The following is a 17803-nucleotide window of genomic DNA, read 5'->3' on the forward strand; positions in this document are numbered from 1 at the left end:
ACCGATGCCTTCCGGTGCCGGACCCCTTCTCTGTGCCGACTTCGTCCGGACCCTCAACCGGAGAAGCCGACGTGCGCGAGCCGCAGCGGGCCACGCAGTCTGAGGTGCAGGTCGCGCACGCCGTCGGCGGTGAAGGGCGCGTCGACGCTTCTGTGGTCGTACGGACCCGGCGTGGGCGTGCCGATGGTCAGCGAGGCCAGGGTCGGGCCGCCGTCCAGGGACAGCTCGACCGTGCCCGAGCCGGCCGCCGTCACCGTCACGCCCGTGACGCCGGCCGTGAAGTCGCAGGCCCGGTAGACCAGTTCGCCGGAGCCGTCCGCCACGGCCGTCACCGCGTCGCCCGACGTCTTCGTGCGGTCGACGATCTCGGTGCCGCTCTGCTCGTCGAAGTCGGCGGCGGACAGGCCGAGTCGGCGGACGCGGCGGGGGAGCGACGGCTCGCCGTCGAGTGTGAGCGTCGTGCGCAGCCGGACGTCCGCGCTGGACGCGCCGACCAACAGGTCGTACAGGCCCGGCTCCACCCGCCACCGGCCCTGAGCCACGTCCCAGAAGGCGAAGGCGGACAGGGGGACTTGGAAGGACACCTCGGTCTTCGCGCCCGGGGCGAGCGTGATGCGGCGGTGGTCGAGCAGCTCGCGGCGCGGCCGGGTGACCGACGGGTCCACGGCCCGCGTGTACAGCTGCGCGACCTCGTCGGCGGCCAGGTCCCCGGTGTTGGCGACGGTGAAGGAGACCTGCGCCGTGCCGTGCTCGACGCGCACCGCCAGATCGGCGTAGGCGAACGACGCGTACGACAGGCCGTGGCCGAAGGGGAACAGCGGGGAGCCCTCGAAGTACAGGTACGTCTGGCGGGCGCCGATCACGTCGTAGTCGAGCAGGTCGGGCAGGTCCGCGTCGTCGGCGTACCAGGTCTGCGGCAGCCGGCCGGCGGGGGAGACGTCGCCGGCCAGGACGCGCGCCAGCGCCGTGCCCGCGGCCTGGCCGCCGTGCGCGGTCCACAGGACGGCCGACAGCGGGCCCGGCTCGATCGCGTACGGGTAGGCCGACACCAGCGCCAGCACCGTGCGCGCCCGCGCGGCCCGGGCCGCTTCCAGCAGTCGCTCCTGGTGGGCGGGCAGCCGCAGGGTCGTACGGTCCTCGGTCTCGCGGCCGTTGATGTGCGGGTCGTTGCCCGCCACCACCACGACCACGTCGGCCGCGGCGGCGACCCGGGCCACCGCGTCCTCGCCGCGCTCGACGACGACGACCTCGAAGACCTCGGGACTCTCTCCGGGCTTCCCGTTCCCCTCGCTCTTCCCGGCAACCCTGACGCCGTCCGCGGCGACACAGACGGGGCGACCCGTTCCCAGGTGCAGCAAGAGGTGACCGTTTCCGTGACCGCTCGCCCGGCTGTCGCCGTGTCCGTACGGCTCCAGGCGGAACGTCTCCTGGACCACCCAGCCGCCGGGCTGGTCGGCGGAAGCGCGCAGGCAGCCGTCCTCCGCTACGGAGAGGTAGCGGCCGTCGGGAGCGCGCAGCGTCAGCACGCCCTCGCCCCAGTCGGCGAGCGCGAGTTCGGTGCCGACGGCGTCCGCGGTGAGCGGCGGGAGGTCCGTGCGGCCCGCGAGCAGCGCCGGGTCCAGGGCGCCCTCGGCGCCGCGTGCCGCCTCGGCGGCCTCGGGGGCGGGCGGCACCTTCAGGAACGTTCCTGCGGAGGTCTTCAGCAGAACGCGGTCCACGCCCTCCGCGAACTGCACGCGCTCCGCGCCGAACCGCTCGTACAGGCCCTCCAGCGGGGTGGAGCGGTGGATCAGCGTGCCGCTGTACCAGTCGAGCTTGCACTCGTCGGCGAGCAGGCCGACCACCGCGATCCTGCTGTCGGGGGCCAGTGGCAGCACGCCGTCGTTGCGCAGCAGCACGACCGCCTGCTCGGCGGCCTCCCCGGCGAGGGCGCGATGGCCGGGGGTGTCGAACTCGCCGGTGCCTGCGTGCGGGTCGTAGTGCGGGTCGAACTCGCCCAGGCGGAAGCGGACCGAGAGCTGGCGGCGGACCGCCGTGTCGACGTCCGCCTCTGTCAACAGACCCTGTTCCAGGGCCCCTTGGACGCGGGCGGTGATCTTCGAGCCGTCCGTGCCGTGGTCGGTGAAGCTGTCCACGCCCGCGACCAGCGCGGCCGCCGTCGCCTCCTCGTGGGTGTCGAAGTAGTGCTCGGAGTCGACCAGGTTGGAGGGCGCGCCCGCGTCCGAGCAGACCAGCAGCTCCTCCTGCGTCCAGGCCCGCAACTGCTCGCGCAGATACGGGGAGACGTGGTTGGGGCGGCCGTTGACCAGGTTGTAGGCCGGCATCACCCCGGCCACCGCGCCCGCCTCGACCGCCTCGCGGAAGGCGCGCAGATCGTACTCGTGCAGCACCCGCGGGCGGACCGAGGACGAGGTGACGTCCCGGCCGGTCTCGTTGTTGTGGGCCAGCCAGTGCTTGAGGACCGGGGCCGTGCGCCAGTACGTCGGATGGTCGCCGCGCAGACCGTGGGTGTAGGCGGTGGCGATGGCCGAGGTGAGCTTCGGGTCCTCGGAGTAGCCCTCCTCGTTACGGCCCCACAGGGGATGGCGCAGCAGGTTGACGGTGGGGGACCAGACGTTCAGGCCCACCCGCTCGTCCCTGGCGCGCATCGCCCGGACCTCCTTGGACACCGCCTCGCCGACCCGGCGCACCAGGTCCGGGTTCCAGGTCGCGCCCAGACCCACGGCCTGCGGGAACACCGTCGCCGGACCCATCCAGGCGACGCCGTGCAGCGCCTCCTGGCCGGTGCGGAACGCGGCGACGCCCAGGCGCTCGACGGCGGGTGCGAACTGGTGCAGGAAGGAGACCTTCTCGTCCAGGGTGAGTCGCGACAGCAGATCGTCGATGCGCTTCGCGAACGGCAGATGCGGATCGCGGAAAGGCGGCGTGGGCGGCGTGGATGCGGTCACGTGGGGATCCCTTTGCGGTGGAGCGAGGAGATGCTTTCGAAGCGCTTCGATGCTCATTCGACGCAGGGGGGAGTGTCAAGAGACCTCACCGTTATTTCAAGCCGTACATAAGAAGCACTCTCACTCGATACCTCGGAGGAATCTGGAAGCGACCCTTGTGCACCCCCCGGTGTTCACTTAACCTCGCAGCAACATCGAAGCGCTTCGACTGCGAGCCCAGCACCAATGGTCGGAGGACCGCTTCAGCTCAGCCGGTTCCACTCGTAGTCCCACTCGAGACACCGCAGCCGACGGCCACCGCCGGGTGTCCTGGTGCGCCATGAAGGGTTGACGCAATGACGCCGAACGCCGCTTCCCCCTCCTCTGGTTCCTCCGGCCCCAGCCGGAGAAGCTTCCTCGCCTCCACGGCGGTCGCCACCGCAGCGGTGGCGGGAGGGATGCCGCTGCTGGCCGCCTGCGGCGGCACGGAGAGCGGCTCGCGCGACGGCACCACGTCGGGCAAGGACGCCAAGAAGCTCCTGCCGGCCTATGTGGTCAGCAACGTGGTGACGCCCGACATCGCGGCCAAGAACGGCTCCGCGGTCGGCTTCACCAGCAAGCTCGACCTCGCCACGCTGAAGACGTCGGTGCCGAAGAAGCTCGGCAAGGGCGGCAAGGTCACCGTCATGTCCCCGTTCTGGGGCTCCCCGCCGAAGTCGGACAACGCCTACTACAAGGCGATGAACGACCTGATCGGCGTCGACGTCGTCTGGCAGAACCAGGACGGCAACACCTACGAGCAGAAGCTCGGCGCGGTCCTCGCCTCCAGCGACGTACCGGACGTCGTGGTCGTCCCCGGCTGGAACATGACCGGCAAGATACCCACCGCGATCATCAGCAAGTTCGCCGACCTGGGCCCCTACCTCTCGGGCGACGCCGTCAAGGACTACCCCAACCTCGCGGCCGTCCCCACCGACGCCTGGCAGCGCTCCATCTTCGGCGGCAAACTCCTCGGCCTGCCCATGCCGTCCTCGTACGTCACCAGCATCGTGCCCTTCTACCGCAAGGACGTCTTCGACAAGGAGGGGTACCAGGTCCCCACCTCCGCCGACGAGTTCTACGCCCTGGCCAAGGAGATCACCGACGCCAAGGCCAAGCGGTGGGCCTGCCTCGACATGAAGTGGACCGCCTGGAACATGTTCGGCGTCCTGTCCGGCGACGAGAAGTCCCTTGGCTGGAACGTCGTCGACGGCAAGCTGATCAACCGCATCGAGACCCAGGAGTACCTCGAGGCGATCGAGTGGACGCGCAAGCTGTTCGCCGACGAACTCGTGCACCCCGACGCCAAGTTGGGCAAGAGCCAGGCCACCGATCCGGCCCCCAAGTTCGTGGCCGGCGAGTTCCTCATCTACAACCAGGACATCTCGCAGTGGTACGGCCAGGCCTCCGCCCAGGCCACCCAGAACCCGGACTTCCAGATCTGGGGCATGGACATCCCCGGCCACGACGGCGGCGACCCCACCCTCTGGGCCAAGAACCCGGCCGGCATCTTCGCCTTCGTCAACAAGAAGGCCTCCGCCTCGGTCATCCACGACGTGCTGGCCGTCGCCAACACCACCGCCGCGCCGTACGGCACCAAGGAGTACATGCTCACCAACTACGGCGTCGAGGGCACCCACTACACCCTCAAGGACGGCGTCCCGGTCAAGACCGACCAGGGCAACATCGACGTGCTCAACGCCTACGTGATGATGGCCAGCCCGGCCGCGACCCTCGCCCACCCCGACCTCCCCGAGGTCGCCAAGGGCCAGGTCGAGTGGCAGCAGCGGATGGGCGCCTTCACCAAGAAGTCCTCCTTCTACGGCATGCAGATCACCGAGCCCGCCCGCTACACCAACCTCTACAACGACTTCGAGCAGCTCGAGGACGACATCATCCGCGGCCGCAAGAAGGTCGGCGACATGCAGCAGGCCGTGTCCGACTGGAAGAGCAAGGGCGGCGACAAGCTCCGCGACTGGTACCAGAAACTGCTCGACGACAACGGCACGGCGGCGAGCTGACCCGGCGGCGAGGCGAGGAGAACGGCCGTGTCCCACAGCACGGTGCCTCGGAGCGGCGCCGAGGCGGACGAAACGCAGAAGACCCCCGTGGCGTCCGGCGGCGCCACCGGCCCTGAGGAGAAACGACCCTCCGGGAAGCTGAGTCTGCGGCTCAGGTTCCGGCGCGACCGCGCCCTGCTCCTGATGACCGTGCCCGCCGTGGCCCTGGTCCTGCTCTTCAACTACGTGCCGATCCTGGGCAACATCGTCGCGTTCCAGGAGTACGACCCCTACATCAGCGACAACGGCATCGTCTCCATGCTGCACAGCCCCTGGGTGGGGCTGGAGAACTTCCAGCGGATCTTCGACGACTCGGCCTTCTGGAGCGCGTTCCAGAACACGCTGGTGCTGTTCTCCCTCCAACTGGTGCTGTACTTCCCGATCCCGATCCTGCTCGCGCTGCTCATCAACAGCGTCGTCAGGCCCCGGGTACGGGCGATCTCGCAGGCGATCCTCTACCTGCCGCACTTCTTCTCGTGGGTCCTGGTCATCGCGGTCTTCCAGCAGCTGTTCGGCGGCGCGGGCATCCTGTCCCAGCTGCTGCGCCAGCACGGCTACGACGGCCTCGACATCATGACCGACCCCGAGACCTTCAAGTACCTGATCACCGCGCAGAGCGTGTGGAAGGACGCGGGCTGGGGGATCATCGTCTTCCTCGCCGCGCTGGCCTCGGTCAGCCCGGACCTCTACGAGGCCGCCGCGATGGACGGCGCGGGCCGCTGGCGCCGCATGTGGCACGTCACACTGCCGGCCCTGCGCCCGGTGATCGCCCTGCTGCTGGTGCTGCGCGTGGGCGACGCCCTGACGGTCGGCTTCGAACAGATCCTCCTCCAACGCGACGCCGTCGGACCGGGCGCGGGAGAGGTGCTCGACACCTTCGTGTGGTGGAACGGCGTACGCAACCAGGACTTCGGCTACGCGGCCGCCGCCGGTCTGATCAAGGGCGTGGTCAGCCTCGGGCTGGTCCTCGCCGCGAACAAGGTGGCCCATCTCATGGGCGAGCAGGGGGTGTACAAGAAGTGAGCGCAGTGCTCGAGAAGTCCCGTCGGTCCCCTCGTCCGTGGTCGGCTCCGCCCCGGCCGGCGTGGGAGGAGGAGCCCGGCAAGGTCGGCATGGCGAGCAAGGGGCTCGTCCTGACGCTGGCCTGCCTCGCGATCCTGTTCCCCCTGTGGATCGTGGTCGTCACCAGCCTCTCCTCGCGCAAGGCGATCGACGAGGCCGGCGGGCTGGTCATGGTGCCCAAGAGCATCACCTTCGTCGCCTACCGGGAGCTGCTCAGCGGCGGCCAGGTGACGCGCGCCGCCGTCATCAGCATCCTCATCACGGTCGTCGGCACGCTGTTCTCGATGACGGTGTCGGTGCTGTGCGCGTACGGCCTGTCCCGCACCGGCTCGCTCGCCCACCGCTGGATCCTGCTGGTCCTGCTGGCCACGATGTTCTTCAGCGCGGGCCTGATCCCGACCTATCTGCTGGTGCAGTCCCTGGGCCTCACGGACACCTATCTGGCGCTGATCCTGCCGAGCGCGCTCAGCGTCTTCAACATCCTCGTCCTGCGCGGTTTCTTCATGGGGATCTCGCAGGAACTGATCGACAGCGCGCGGATCGACGGGGCCGGCGACTTCCGGATCCTGTGGCAGATAGTGATGCCGCTGTCCCGCGCGGTGCTGGCCGTGATCACGCTGTTCTACGCCGTCGGCTACTGGAGCGCCTGGTTCAACGCGTCGCTCTATCTGAACGACCAGAACATGATGCCGCTGCAGAACGTCATGATCCAGCTGGTGCAGAAGCAGGAGGCGCCGGTCGGGCTGGGGCAGGCCATCAAGACCGGCCAGCTGTCCGGCCTGGCCGTGCAGATGGCGGTGATGGTGATGGCACTGCTGCCGGTGGCGGTGCTGTCGCCGTTCGTCCAGAAGCACTTCAAGAAGGGGATGTTGACGGGGGCCGTGAAGGGGTAGCGGGCGCCCGGTGTCCCGGCGCCCCGTCCCCGGGGACTTGGGATGTACGGCGGCTGCGGGTTCGGCGTGGTCGGCCGCGCCCCTCAGGTCGGGCGCGACCGGCCCTGCTCAGGGGCGCGGGACTGTGCCGACATGCGGCTCCGCCGGTAGTGGGCGCGACCAACCCCCTACCCGCAGACGAACGACACACCCCCCCCAACCCGCAAACCTTCACCCACCGAGGTACCCCACATGCGCCCCACCCGCCGCACCCTCCTCACCAGCACCGCAGCCGCCGCCACGCTCACCGCACTCCCGCTCACCCACGACCGTGCCCAAGCCGCACCCACCCGATCCGGTCCGACCGCGGGAGGCTACCGGTGGCGCAACGCGGTGATCGGCGGCACCGGGTTCGTCACCGGCGTCCTCTTCCACCCCTCCGTCCGCGGCCTCGCCTACGCCCGCACCGACATCGGCGGCGCCTACCGCTGGGACGAGCGGGCCGCCCGGTGGACCCCGCTCACCGATCACCTCGGCTGGGACGACTGGAACCTGCTCGGCGTCGAGGCCCTCGCCGTCGATCCGGCGCACCCCGACCGGCTCTACCTCGCCCTCGGCGCGTACGCCCAGTCGTGGGCGGGCAACGGAGCCGTGCTGCGCTCCGAGGACCGGGGCGCGACCTGGGCCCGCACCGACCTGACCGTGAAGCTCGGGGCCAACGAGGACGGCCGGGGCATGGGGGAGCGCCTCCTCGTCGACCCGCGCGACAGCGACACCCTGTGGCTGGGGACGAGGCACGACGGACTCCTCAAGTCCACCGACCGGGGCGCGACGTGGGCAGCGGTGACCGGCTTCCCGGGCGTCCCCAGCGGCTCCGGCCAGGGCGTCACGCTCCTCGTCGCCGTCGGCCGTGCCGTCTACGCCGGCTGGGGCGACTCCGGCGGTACGACCGCCAACCTGTACCGCACCGCCGACGGCGCCGTCTGGGAGGCCGTCCCCGGTCAGCCCGCCGGCCCCGCCGCGAAGGTCCCGGTCCGCGCCGCCCACGACCGCCACAGCCGTGAGCTGTACGTCACGTACGCCGACGCACCCGGCCCCAACGGCCAGTCCGACGGCAGCGTGCACAAGCTGGCCACCGCCACCGGCAGGTGGACCGAGGTCACGCCGGTGCGGCCCGGCGGGACCACGAGCGACGGGGGCGTCGACGGCTTCGGCTACGGCGGGGTCGCCGTGGACGCCCGTCGCCCCGGCACGGTCGTCGTCTCCACCAACAACCGCTGGGCGGCCGTCGACACGCTCTACCGCACCACCGACGGCGGCCGCACCTGGACCTCCCTCAAGGACTCCGCGGTCTTCGACGTCTCCGAGACCCCGTATCTCAGATGGGGCGCGGACGCGCCCAAGTTCGGCTGGTGGATCCAGGCCGTCGCCGTAGACCCGTACGACTCCCGGCACGTCGTCTACGGCACCGGCGCCACCCTCTACGGCACTCGCGACCTCAGACACTGGGCCCCGCGCATCCGCGGGCTGGAGGAGGCGTCCGTGGTCCAGCTGGTGTCGCCCCCGGTCGGGGAGGCGCACCTGCTCAGCGGCTCCCGGGACATCGGCGTGCTGTACCACGACCACCTCACGGCGTCGCCCTCGCGCGGCATGGCGACGAACCCCGTGTCCGGGTCGGCGACGGGACTCGCCCAGGCCGCGGCCAGGCCGTCGTACGTCGTGCGCACCGGCTGGGGCGACCACGGCAACGGCGCGTCCTCCCACGACGGCGGACGCACCTGGCAGCCCTTCGCCGCGCAGCCCGCCCTGGCCAAGGACGCCCCGGGGCCGATCGCCGCGGGCGCCGACGGCAGCGTGCTGCTGTGGTCCTTCGTGCACTGGGACGGCACCGCATACCCGGCCCACCGCTCGGCGGACGGCGGCGCTTCCTGGACCGAGATCCCCTCCTTCCCGAAGGGCGCCACGCCGGTCGCCGACCCGGCCGACCCGACGCTCTTCTACGCCTACGACACCGCCACGGGAACGCTGCTGGCCAGCACTGACAGTGGCCGTTCATTCACCGCGCGTGCGACCGGGCTGCCGGCCGGAGACAGCCAGTTCAAGCTGGTCGCGGCCCCGGGACGGTCCGGCGACCTCTGGCTGAGCACCAAGTGGAACGGGCTCTACCGCTCCACCGACGGCGGCGCGGGCTTCTCGAAGGTCGACAGCTGCTGGGCCTCGTACACCCTCGGCTTCGGCAGGGCGGCCGACGGCGCGGACTATCCGGCGATCTACCAGGTCGGCTCGACGGAGGCGATCACCGCCGTCTACCGCTCCGACGACGGCGCGAGGACCTGGACGCGGATCAACGACGACGCCCACCAGTGGGGCTGGACCGGCGAGACCATCGTCGGCGACCCGCGCGTGTACGGCCGCGTCTACCTCGCCACCAACGGGCGGGGCGTGCAGTACGGGGAGCCCGTCCGATGACGTACCGCAAGGATCGGTCCGGCGATCCGGGGCTGGCGGACGCCACCCGCGGCCGCATCCTCTTCGGCGGCGACTACAACCCCGAGCAGTGGCCCGAGGAGACCTGGCACGAGGACGTCCGCCTCATGCGGGAGGCCGGCGTCAACTCCGTCACGCTCGGCGTCTTCTCCTGGGCGAAGCTCGAACCCGAGCCGGGCGCACGGGAGTTCGGCTGGCTGGACCGGCTGATGGACCTGATGCACACGAACGGCGTCGGAGTCGTCCTCGCCACCCCGACCTCCTCCCCGCCCCCGTGGCTCGGCCGTCTCCACCCGGACACCCTGCCCCGTGACGAGAACGGCCGCGTCGAGTGGTGGGGCGGCCGCCAGCACTTCTCGCACTCCAGCGCGACCTACCGCAGGTACGCAGCCGCCATCGCCGAGGACCTCGCCGCCCGCTACGGCGGCCACCCCGCCCTCACGATGTGGCACATCAACAACGAGTACTGCACGGCCGACCACGGCGACGAGGCGGCCGCCGCCTTCCGCCGCTGGCTGCGCACCAGGTACGGCACGCTCGACGCCCTCAACACCGCCTGGGGCACCGCCTTCTGGAGCCAGGGCTACGACAGCTGGGACGGCATCCTGCCCCCGCGCACGCCCCACTACATGAAGAACCCCGCCCAGGTGCTGGACTTCCGGCGCTTCACCTCCGACGCGCTCCTGGAGTGCTACGTCGCCGAGCGGGACATCGTCGCCCGGCACACCCCGCACGTCCCGGTCACCACCAACTTCATGCCGCTGTTCTTCGGCCAGGACGCCTGGCGCTGGGCCGAGGAGGAGGACGTCGTCTCCGTCGACCTCTACCCCGACCCGCGCGACCCCCTCGGCCCCCAACACGGCGCGCTCATCCAGGACTTGACCCGCTCCCAGGCCCGCGGCCCCTGGATGCTGATGGAACAGGCGGCCGGCCCGGTCAACTGGCGGGGCGTGAACCACCCCAAGCCCCGGGGCCTCAACCGGCTCTGGTCCCTCCAGGCGGTGGCCCGCGGCGCGGACGCCGTCTGCTACTTCCAGTGGCGCCAGTCCCGGCAGGGCGCGGAGAAGTTCCACTCCGGGATGGTCCCTCACGCGGGGGAGCGGGGCCGCACCTTCCAGGAGGTCAAGCAGCTGGGTGCGGAACTCGCCGCCATCGGCGGCGAGGTGACGGGACGTCATATCGGTGCGGACATCGCGATCCTGCACGACTGGCACGCCTGGTGGGCCGCCGCCCAGGACGGCCGCCCCTCCGCCCAGGTCGACCATTCGGCCGTCCTGCACGCCTGGCACCGTGCCCTGTGGGAAGCCCACCTCACCGCCGACTTCGCCCACCCCGAACACGACCTCGCCGGCTACCGGCTGGTCGTCGTCCCGCAGCTGTACACGATGACGGACGCCGCGATCGACAACCTCCTCGCCTACGTCCGCACCGGCGGCGTCCTGGTCTCCGGCTTCCTCACCGGCGTCGCCGACCAGGACGACCGGGTCCGCCCCGGCGGCATGGACCCCCGGCTGCGCGAACTGTTCGGCATCCACGTCCTGCACGAGTGGTGGCCGCTGGACGAGGGGGAGACCGTCGACTGCGACGGCTTCCGGGGCACGCTGTGGTCGGAGGAGATCGAGGCCGAGGAGGGCGTGGCGCAGAGCGCCTACCAGGGCGGCGAACTCGACGGACTGCCCGCCGTCCTGCGCCGCGACCGCGCCTGGTACGTCTCCACGCTCCCCGAGCCCGACGCGCTGCGCGGCCTCCTCACCCGGATCGCCGCCGGGGCCGGGGTCCACCCGGTCCTCGACGGGCTGCCCGACCGGGTTGAGGCGGTCCGGCGCGGTGACCTGCTGTTCCTCCTGAACCACGGGCGCGAACCGGTGACCGTCGACGTGCCGGGCGCCCACACCGACCTGCTCACCGGCGACAAGGCCGCCGAGCGGGTCACCCTCGGCCGTTACGGCGTGGCGGTGCTGCGCCCGTGAACCTCGTCCACGGAACCTGGGAGCCCCGGCCCGCCGACCGCTGGGAGGACGCCTTCCTCAGCGGCAACGGCCGGCACGGCGTCCTCTCGTTCGGCGATCCGTACGACGACCGCGTCATCGTCACCCACCACACCCTGGTCCGCCCCAACGGCGCCGAACACGCCCGCCCGCCCCGACTCGCCGCCGAACTCCCGGACCTTCAGGACCAGTTGCTCGCCGGGGAGCTGACGGCGGCCGAGACCTTCACCGACGGCCGCCCCCTGCAGTGGGTCCAGCCCTTCCACCCGGCCTTCCAGATACGACTGCGCAGAGCACGACCGGACAGTGCGCCCTCGGACGAGCCGCCCCGCCACCGTCGCTACCGCCGCTCGGTCGACTTCACCAGCGGCGAGACGGCCGTCGCCTGCGCAGGCGTCGCGGGCCGGGTCTTCGTCTCCCGTGCGGACGACGTGATCGTCCAGCAGGTCACCGGCCTCGACCTGGACATATCCCTGGACCACCGGCTCCCGGGCGCACCCGCCGACCTCGCCGTGGGCCGGAGCGCCCTCCTCACCCCGGACGGCGCCCTGCTCACCCTGCGCGCCCGCTACCCGGACGGCGACCGCGCGTACACGGGCGTGACCCTCGTCGTCGTCACCGGCGGCCGCACCGCGCTCACCCGCCCCGGTGTGCGGATCACCGGCGCGGAGTCCGTCCTGCTGCTCACCCGGGTCCGTCGGCACACCGGAGAACCGGACGTCACCGAGGAGCAGCGCGCCCTGAGCGACCTGCCGCACTCCTACGACGACCTGCTCGACCGCCATCTCGCCCTCCACCGCACCGCCTACGCCCGGGTCGCCCTCGACCTCCACGCCGACCCCGACGAGCGCGCCCTGCCCGGCTCCGAGCTGCTGAAGCGCCCTCGCAGCACGGCCCTCCTGGAGCGCCTGTTCGCCGCCGGGCGCTACCACCTGCTCTCCTCCGCCGGCCTCAACCCGCCCCGGCTGACCGGACTGTGGACCGGCGACTGGGACACCGCCTGGTCCGGGGCGTTCACGAACAACGCCAACCTCAACCTCCAGACCGCCTCCGCCGCGGCCGCCGCCCTCCCCGAAGTCACCGACGCCCTTGCCGCCCTGATCCACCGTCAGCTCGGCGACTGGCGGGAGAACGCCCGCACGGTCTTCGGCGCCCGGGGCGCGGTCGCGCCCGCGCACACCGACGGCGAGTCCGGGCTGTCGTACCACTTCGGTCGCGAGTACCCCCACCAGCTGTGGACCGCCGGCGCCGACTGGCTGCTCAAGCCGCTGGTCGACCATGACGAGACCCGTGGGGAACGCGACCCGCGCACCGTCGCCGCGCTCGCCGAAGTCGCCCTGTTCTACGAGGACTTCCTCGGTCGGACCGACGCCGACGGGCAGCTGGTCGTCGTCCCCTCCTACTCGCCCGAGAACCGGCCGGCGAACGCGAGTTGGGGCGCGCTGAACGCGGCCATGGACCTCTCCGCCGCGCGGCACGCCCTGCTCACGGCCGCCGACCACCACCCGCACGACCCCGAACGGGCCGACCGCTGGCGCGCCCTCGCCGACCGGCTCCCGCCGCACCGGATCAACGCCGACGGCGCCCTCGCCGAATGGGCCTGGCCCGGCCTCGACGACGCCTACGACCACCGCCACCTCAGCCACCTCTACGGCGTCTGGCCCCTCGACGAGATCAACCCCTACGACACCCCGCGCCTGGCCGCCGCCGCCCACCGGGCCCTCGCCCTGCGCGGCGCCGAGAACGACTCCGCGCACGGACGTCTGCACCACGCGCTGATCGCGGCACGGCTGCGCGACGGCCGCCGGGTCGCCGACGCTCTCGCCGACGTCCTGGACGGCGACTTCTTCCACGCCTCCCTGATGAGCGCCCACTACCCCCACCGCGACGTCTACAACGCCGACGCCGCGCACACCCTGCCCGCCCTGCTGATCGAGGCGCTCGTCCAGTCGACCCCCGACCGGCTGGTCCTGCTGCCCGCGCTCCCCTCCGCCCTCCCCACGGGCGAACTCCGGGGCGTGCGCACCCGGTTCGGCGCCGAGCTCGATCTGACCTGGGGCCCCGACGGCGCACGCGCCGTCCTGAGGCCGCGGCGCACGCACCGCATCGAAGTCCGGACTTCCTCCGACGGCGCGCAGCCGCTTCAACTCGTCGCCGGAGAAGACCACGTCCTCACCCTGGGGGCGTGGTAACCCGCAGAAACCGCTCCTCCCCCCACCCATGGAAGGGACACCATGGCAACACGCACGCTCGGCAGGGTCGCCAAAGCCCTGCTCGCCCCCGCGCTGGCCCTCGGGGCCACCGTCGGCCTCGCCTCCGCGCCCGCCTCGGCCGCCGTCTGGAACTCCTGCGACCAGTGGGGCAACACCAGCCTCAACGGCTACACCCTCTACAACAACATCTGGGGCTCCGGCGCCGGCAGCCAGTGCATCTGGGCCAACTCCGGCACCAACTGGGGTGTCTGGGCCAACCACCCCAACACCGGCGGCATCAAGTCGTACCCCAACTCCAAGAAGGTGGTCAACAAGACGATCACCTCGCTCGGTTCGCTCTCCAGCAGCTACAACGTCACGGTCCCGTCGTCCGGCGCGTACAACACCTCGTACGACATCTGGGACACGGACTACGACTACGAGATCATGCTCTGGGTCAACTACAACGGCGCCGTCGGGCCGCTCGGCACCTCCCAGGGCAATGTCACCCTCGGCGGTCACACCTGGACCGTCTACAAGGGCAACAACGGCGCGAACGAGGTGTTCTCGTTCCTGCGCACGTCCGACTCGTCGTCCGGCACCGTCAACATCCTTCCGATCCTGAAGTGGATCAAGGACACGAAGGGCTGGTTCGGGAACGAGACCATCGGTGACGTGCAGTTCGGGTTCGAGATCACCTCGTCCTCCGGCGGGCTGGACTTCCAGGCCAACAGCCTGACCGTCAGCAGCAGCTGACACCGGCGCCGAGGTCGGCCTGCGCCCTACGCCCGGTCGACCTCGGCGCGCAGCGCGTTGTAGCCGGCGAACGCCGTGTCGACGTCGGCGCGGGTCAGGCCGTAACGGGCCAGGTCGTAGCGGTGCGGCCGGGAACCCTTGGGGCGGGCGACGACCTCCGGGAGCCGGGCGGCGTCGGCGTCGGTCCAGCGGGCGCCGACGGCGGCGTAGAGCTTCGGGGCGCCGGTGGCCGGATCGGCGCCGAGCCAGGAGTACGGGACGTCCACGAGCGCCTCGCGGGGGACCGCGGCCCGGGCCGCGAGGCCGCGGCTCATGGAGCGGCTCAGCAGACCGAGCCAGGTCGCGCCGAGGCCGTGCAGGTCGAGGGGGCGCAGGGTGATGGCCATCCCGTGCTCGATCAGGCTGCAGAACGACGCCACGACGGCGGCCGGGTCACGGTGGGTCCACACGAGCGTGGCGTCGGGGAAGACGGCGAGCAGCGCGTCGAGGTTGTCGGTGTGCAGCGGGGACTTCAGCACCCACCGGCGGCGGGGCCGGCCGTGCTGGAGCACCTGGTAGATCTGCTTGAGGTACGCGTAGTCGGGAACGAAGTCCCGCTCGTCGAGGGCGACCCGGTACTGCGCGACACGGGCCTGGGACAGCGGCATGACGGTGTGCGGGAGGGCGAAGGTGCACTCCTCGGGGCCCTCGGCGGTCATGGGGTGGATGTCGCGGTAACGCGGCGCGAACAGGTTGATGCCGCCGACCATCCTGCGCGCCACGGTGACGGCCTTGCGGCGCCGCTCGGGCGACCCCTCCAGATCCGGTGTCAGTAACTCCCACAACAGCGGACATCGGTGCTGCTCCGAGAGGGACAGCACACTGTGGGTGAGGGTGGTGGCGGTGCGCGGCAGACCCACCACGAACACCGGCCGCTCGATGGGCTCCTGCGCGATCTCGGGTCGCTCGGCGATCAGTCGCCGCACCCGCGCGCGGTTGGCGAGATGCCTGCGGACATGGCCCTGCGCGGACCACCAGCCGACCGGGGTGAGCTTCTCGTCCCGGGACCAGTCGCGTAGCAGGAACCGGAAGTCGTCGACGAACTCCCGGTCCCCGTCCGGCTGTTCGACGTCGGCGAGCAGCCGGTCGAAGACCCGGTCGGGGGTGTGCCGGGAGCCATGGGCCGGCCGGAGCAGCAGGTTGGCCAGGGAGAGGGCGAGCGGAGGTGCGGACATGAGGGGAACACCCTTCGAAGGGGCGGGCAGTTGGACGGGTGCTTCCTACCCGGCCGACTGCCGTCCCCCGCAACCGGATCGACAAGTAACCCAGCCTTTACTCCGCGCCGTTAACCCGCCACCGGCAGCCGCGCCCCGTCCCGCAGGAACAGCGGGATCCGGTCCAGCGGCGCGTCGACCGTCACGGCCGCCCCGCCCTCGTACGTCTCACCCGTCCACGCGTCCGTCCAGGTCGCCCCCGCCGGGAGATAGGCGGTGCGGGCGGTCGCGCCCGCCGTCAGCACCGGGGCGACCAGCAGATCCCGGCCGAAGAGGTAGGAGTCGTCCACCGACCAGGCCGCCCGGTCGTCCGGGAACTCCAGGAACAGCGGCCGCATGGGCGGCAGCCCCTCCTCGTGAGCCTCCCGCATGACCTGAAGGACGTACGGCTTCAGCCGCTCCCGCAGCCGCAGGTACTTCTCCAGGACCGCGCCGGCCTCCTCGCCGTACGACCACACCTCGTTGGGGCCGCCGGTCATGTCCGGGCCCAGCGGCATGCCCGGGTCGCGGAAGCCGTGCAGGCGCATCAGCGGGGACAGCGCGCCGAACTGGAACCAGCGGACCATGACCTCCTGGTACGCCGGGTCGGTCGGATCGCCGCCGTGGAAGCCGCCGATGTCGGTGTTCCACCAGGGGATGCCCGACAGCGCGGTGTTGAGACCGGCCGCGATCTGGCGGCGCAGGGTCGGGAAGTCGGTGCCGATGTCACCCGACCACAGGGCCGCCCCGTAGCGCTGACTGCCCGCCCACGCCGAGCGGTTGAGGCTGACGATCTCCTCCTCGCCCGCCGCGCGCAGCCCCTCGTAGAAGGTGCGGGCGTTGTCGGCCGGATAGAGGTTGCCGACCTCCAGCCCCGGGCCCGCCCAGTAGCGCAGGTTCTCCTGGAAGCCCGGCTTCAGCTCAGGCTCGCAGGCGTCCAGCCAGAAGGCCGTGATGCCGTACGGCTCCAGGTAGTTCTCCCGCACCTTCGACCACACGAAGTCACGGGCCTCGGGGTTCGTCGCGTCGTAGAAGGCCACCTGGACCGTGGAGGCGACCCCCTTGTCCGGCCAGTCGGCGTGCGCCATCGGGCCGTACTGGGTGCCGATGAAGTAGCCGCGCTGCTCCATCACCGGGTGGTTCTCGCTCAGCGGGGACACCGACGGCCAGACGCTCACGACCAACTTCACGCCCAGCTCGTCCAGTTCACGGACCATCGCCGCCGGGTCAGGCCACTCCGCCAGGTCGAACTTCCACTCGCCCAGATGCGTCCAGTGGAAGAAGTCGCACACGATGACGTCGAGGGGCAGGTTCCGGCGCTTGTACTCCCGGGCCACGGCGAGGAGTTCGTCCTGGGTGCGATAGCGCAGCTTGCACTGCCAGAAGCCCGCCGCCCACTCCGGGAGCATCGGGGTACGGCCGGTGGCCGCGCTGTAACGGCGCTGGGCGTCGGCCGGGGCGCCGGCGGTGATCCAGTAGTCGATCTGCCGCGCCGAGTCCGCCACCCAGCGGGTGCCGTTGCCGGCCAGCTCCACCCGCCCGATCGCCGGGTTGTTCCACAGCAGGGTGTAGCCGCGGCTGGAGGTGAGCACCGGGATGCCGACCTCGGCGTTGCGCTGCACCAGGTCGACGACCAGGCCCTTCTGGTCGAGGCGGCCGTGCTGGTGCTGGCCCAGGCCGTACAGCTTCTCGTCGTCGTAGGCGGCGAAGCGCTGCTCCAGCCGGTGGTGGCCGTTGCCGACCGGCGTGTAGAGACGCGGGCCCGGCCACCAGAAGTGGGCGCGCTCCTCGGCGAGCAGCTCACCGCCGTCGTCCGTGCGCAGAAAGCGGACCAGACCCTCGGCGCTCACCTCGACGGTCAGCGCGCCGACCGTCAACTGCCCCTCGCCGTCACCGATCTCGACGCTGCTCTCGGTGACCGGCGGCTCGTCGAGCAGCGCGCCCGGCAGCCCTTCGAGAACCGGCCCGCCGAGCCGGGCGCGCACCCGGACGGCGTCCGGACCCCACGGCTCGATGCGCAGGGTCTCCTGGCGGCCGCTCCACTCCAGCGCGCCGCCCCGCTCACGGAAGGTGCCGACCGTGGGCGAGGACTGCGCGAGGCTGACCTGGGGCGGGTTGACGGCAGACGGGCTTTCGGCAGGGGCGGGCTGGTTCATGTGGAGTGCTCCTTGAAGGAGTAAGGAGTGCA

Annotated in this window: 10 protein-coding genes; 7 read left to right on the plus strand and 3 right to left on the minus strand. The window is 71.5% G+C overall.

Annotated features, from left to right (window positions below; genetic code table 11):
- Positions 1-53 precede the first annotated feature (53 nt).
- A complete protein-coding gene (locus OG562_RS31170) occupies positions 54-2948 on the minus strand; it encodes a glycoside hydrolase family 3 C-terminal domain-containing protein (protein WP_266403822.1) in 2895 nt (964 codons plus the stop codon).
- Between the two features lie 335 nt (positions 2949-3283).
- On the opposite strand from OG562_RS31170, the gene OG562_RS31175 reads away from it, so the two are divergent.
- The 7 genes from OG562_RS31175 to OG562_RS31205 all read left to right on the plus strand — a co-directional run bounded on the left by OG562_RS31175 (position 3284) and on the right by OG562_RS31205 (position 14383).
- Complete coding sequence (locus tag OG562_RS31175; protein WP_266403825.1) at positions 3284-4987, plus strand: extracellular solute-binding protein; 1704 nt, start codon at positions 3284-3286, stop codon at positions 4985-4987.
- Positions 4988-5014: 27 nt separating this feature from the next.
- The gene (locus tag OG562_RS31180) at positions 5015-6049 is read left to right on the plus strand and encodes a sugar ABC transporter permease (protein WP_266403827.1); all 1035 of its coding nucleotides are present in this window, start codon (positions 5015-5017) and stop codon (positions 6047-6049) included.
- Positions 6046-6981, plus strand: coding sequence for a carbohydrate ABC transporter permease (locus tag OG562_RS31185; RefSeq protein WP_266403829.1), 936 nt, complete (start codon positions 6046-6048; stop codon positions 6979-6981). The genes OG562_RS31180 and OG562_RS31185 overlap by 4 nt, the downstream gene beginning before the upstream one ends.
- A gap of 231 nt (positions 6982-7212) precedes the next feature.
- Positions 7213-9429 (plus strand): exo-alpha-sialidase, encoded by a 2217-nt coding sequence (locus tag OG562_RS31190; RefSeq protein WP_266403832.1) that lies wholly within the window; start codon positions 7213-7215, stop codon positions 9427-9429.
- Positions 9426-11417, plus strand: coding sequence for a beta-galactosidase (locus OG562_RS31195; RefSeq protein ID WP_266403834.1), 1992 nt, complete (start codon positions 9426-9428; stop codon positions 11415-11417). The genes OG562_RS31190 and OG562_RS31195 overlap by 4 nt, the downstream gene beginning before the upstream one ends.
- On the plus strand, positions 11414-13627 hold the full coding sequence (locus tag OG562_RS31200; RefSeq protein ID WP_266403836.1) for a glycoside hydrolase N-terminal domain-containing protein: 2214 nt from the start codon (positions 11414-11416) through the stop codon (positions 13625-13627). Before OG562_RS31195 ends, OG562_RS31200 begins: the two co-directional genes overlap by 4 nt.
- Positions 13628-13669: 42 nt before the next feature.
- Positions 13670-14383, plus strand: a complete 714-nt coding sequence (locus tag OG562_RS31205; RefSeq protein WP_266403838.1) for a hypothetical protein — start codon at positions 13670-13672, stop codon at positions 14381-14383.
- A 26-nt stretch (positions 14384-14409) separates the two neighbouring features.
- Here the strand turns inward: OG562_RS31205 and OG562_RS31210 are convergent, their stop codons facing one another.
- Both OG562_RS31210 and OG562_RS31215 read right to left on the minus strand, forming a co-directional pair.
- On the minus strand, positions 14410-15597 hold the full coding sequence (locus OG562_RS31210) for a sulfotransferase (RefSeq protein ID WP_266403839.1): 1188 nt from the start codon (positions 15595-15597) through the stop codon (positions 14410-14412).
- A gap of 110 nt (positions 15598-15707) precedes the next feature.
- Positions 15708-17771: a glycoside hydrolase family 31 protein gene (locus OG562_RS31215; RefSeq protein ID WP_266403842.1), complete on the minus strand. Its 2064-nt coding sequence runs from the start codon at positions 17769-17771 to the stop codon at positions 15708-15710.
- Between the last annotated feature and the right edge of the window lie 32 nt (positions 17772-17803).

This window comes from Streptomyces sp. NBC_01275 (assembly GCF_026340655.1).
Lineage (GTDB): Bacteria > Actinomycetota > Actinomycetes > Streptomycetales > Streptomycetaceae > Streptomyces.

Bases quoted from the DNA above. Each gene is read 5' to 3' on its own strand.
- OG562_RS31175 (WP_266403825.1), top strand. From the start codon at position 3,284: ATGACGCCGAACGCCGCTTCCCCCTCCTCTGGTTCCTCCGGCCCCAGC.
- OG562_RS31190 (WP_266403832.1), top strand. From the start codon at position 7,213: ATGCGCCCCACCCGCCGCACCCTCCTCACCAGCACCGCAGCCGCCGCC.
- OG562_RS31195 (WP_266403834.1), top strand. From the start codon at position 9,426: ATGACGTACCGCAAGGATCGGTCCGGCGATCCGGGGCTGGCGGACGCC.
- OG562_RS31205 (WP_266403838.1), top strand. From the start codon at position 13,670: ATGGCAACACGCACGCTCGGCAGGGTCGCCAAAGCCCTGCTCGCCCCC.
- OG562_RS31210 (WP_266403839.1), bottom strand. From the start codon at position 15,597: ATGTCCGCACCTCCGCTCGCCCTCTCCCTGGCCAACCTGCTGCTCCGG.
- OG562_RS31215 (WP_266403842.1), bottom strand. From the start codon at position 17,771: ATGAACCAGCCCGCCCCTGCCGAAAGCCCGTCTGCCGTCAACCCGCCC.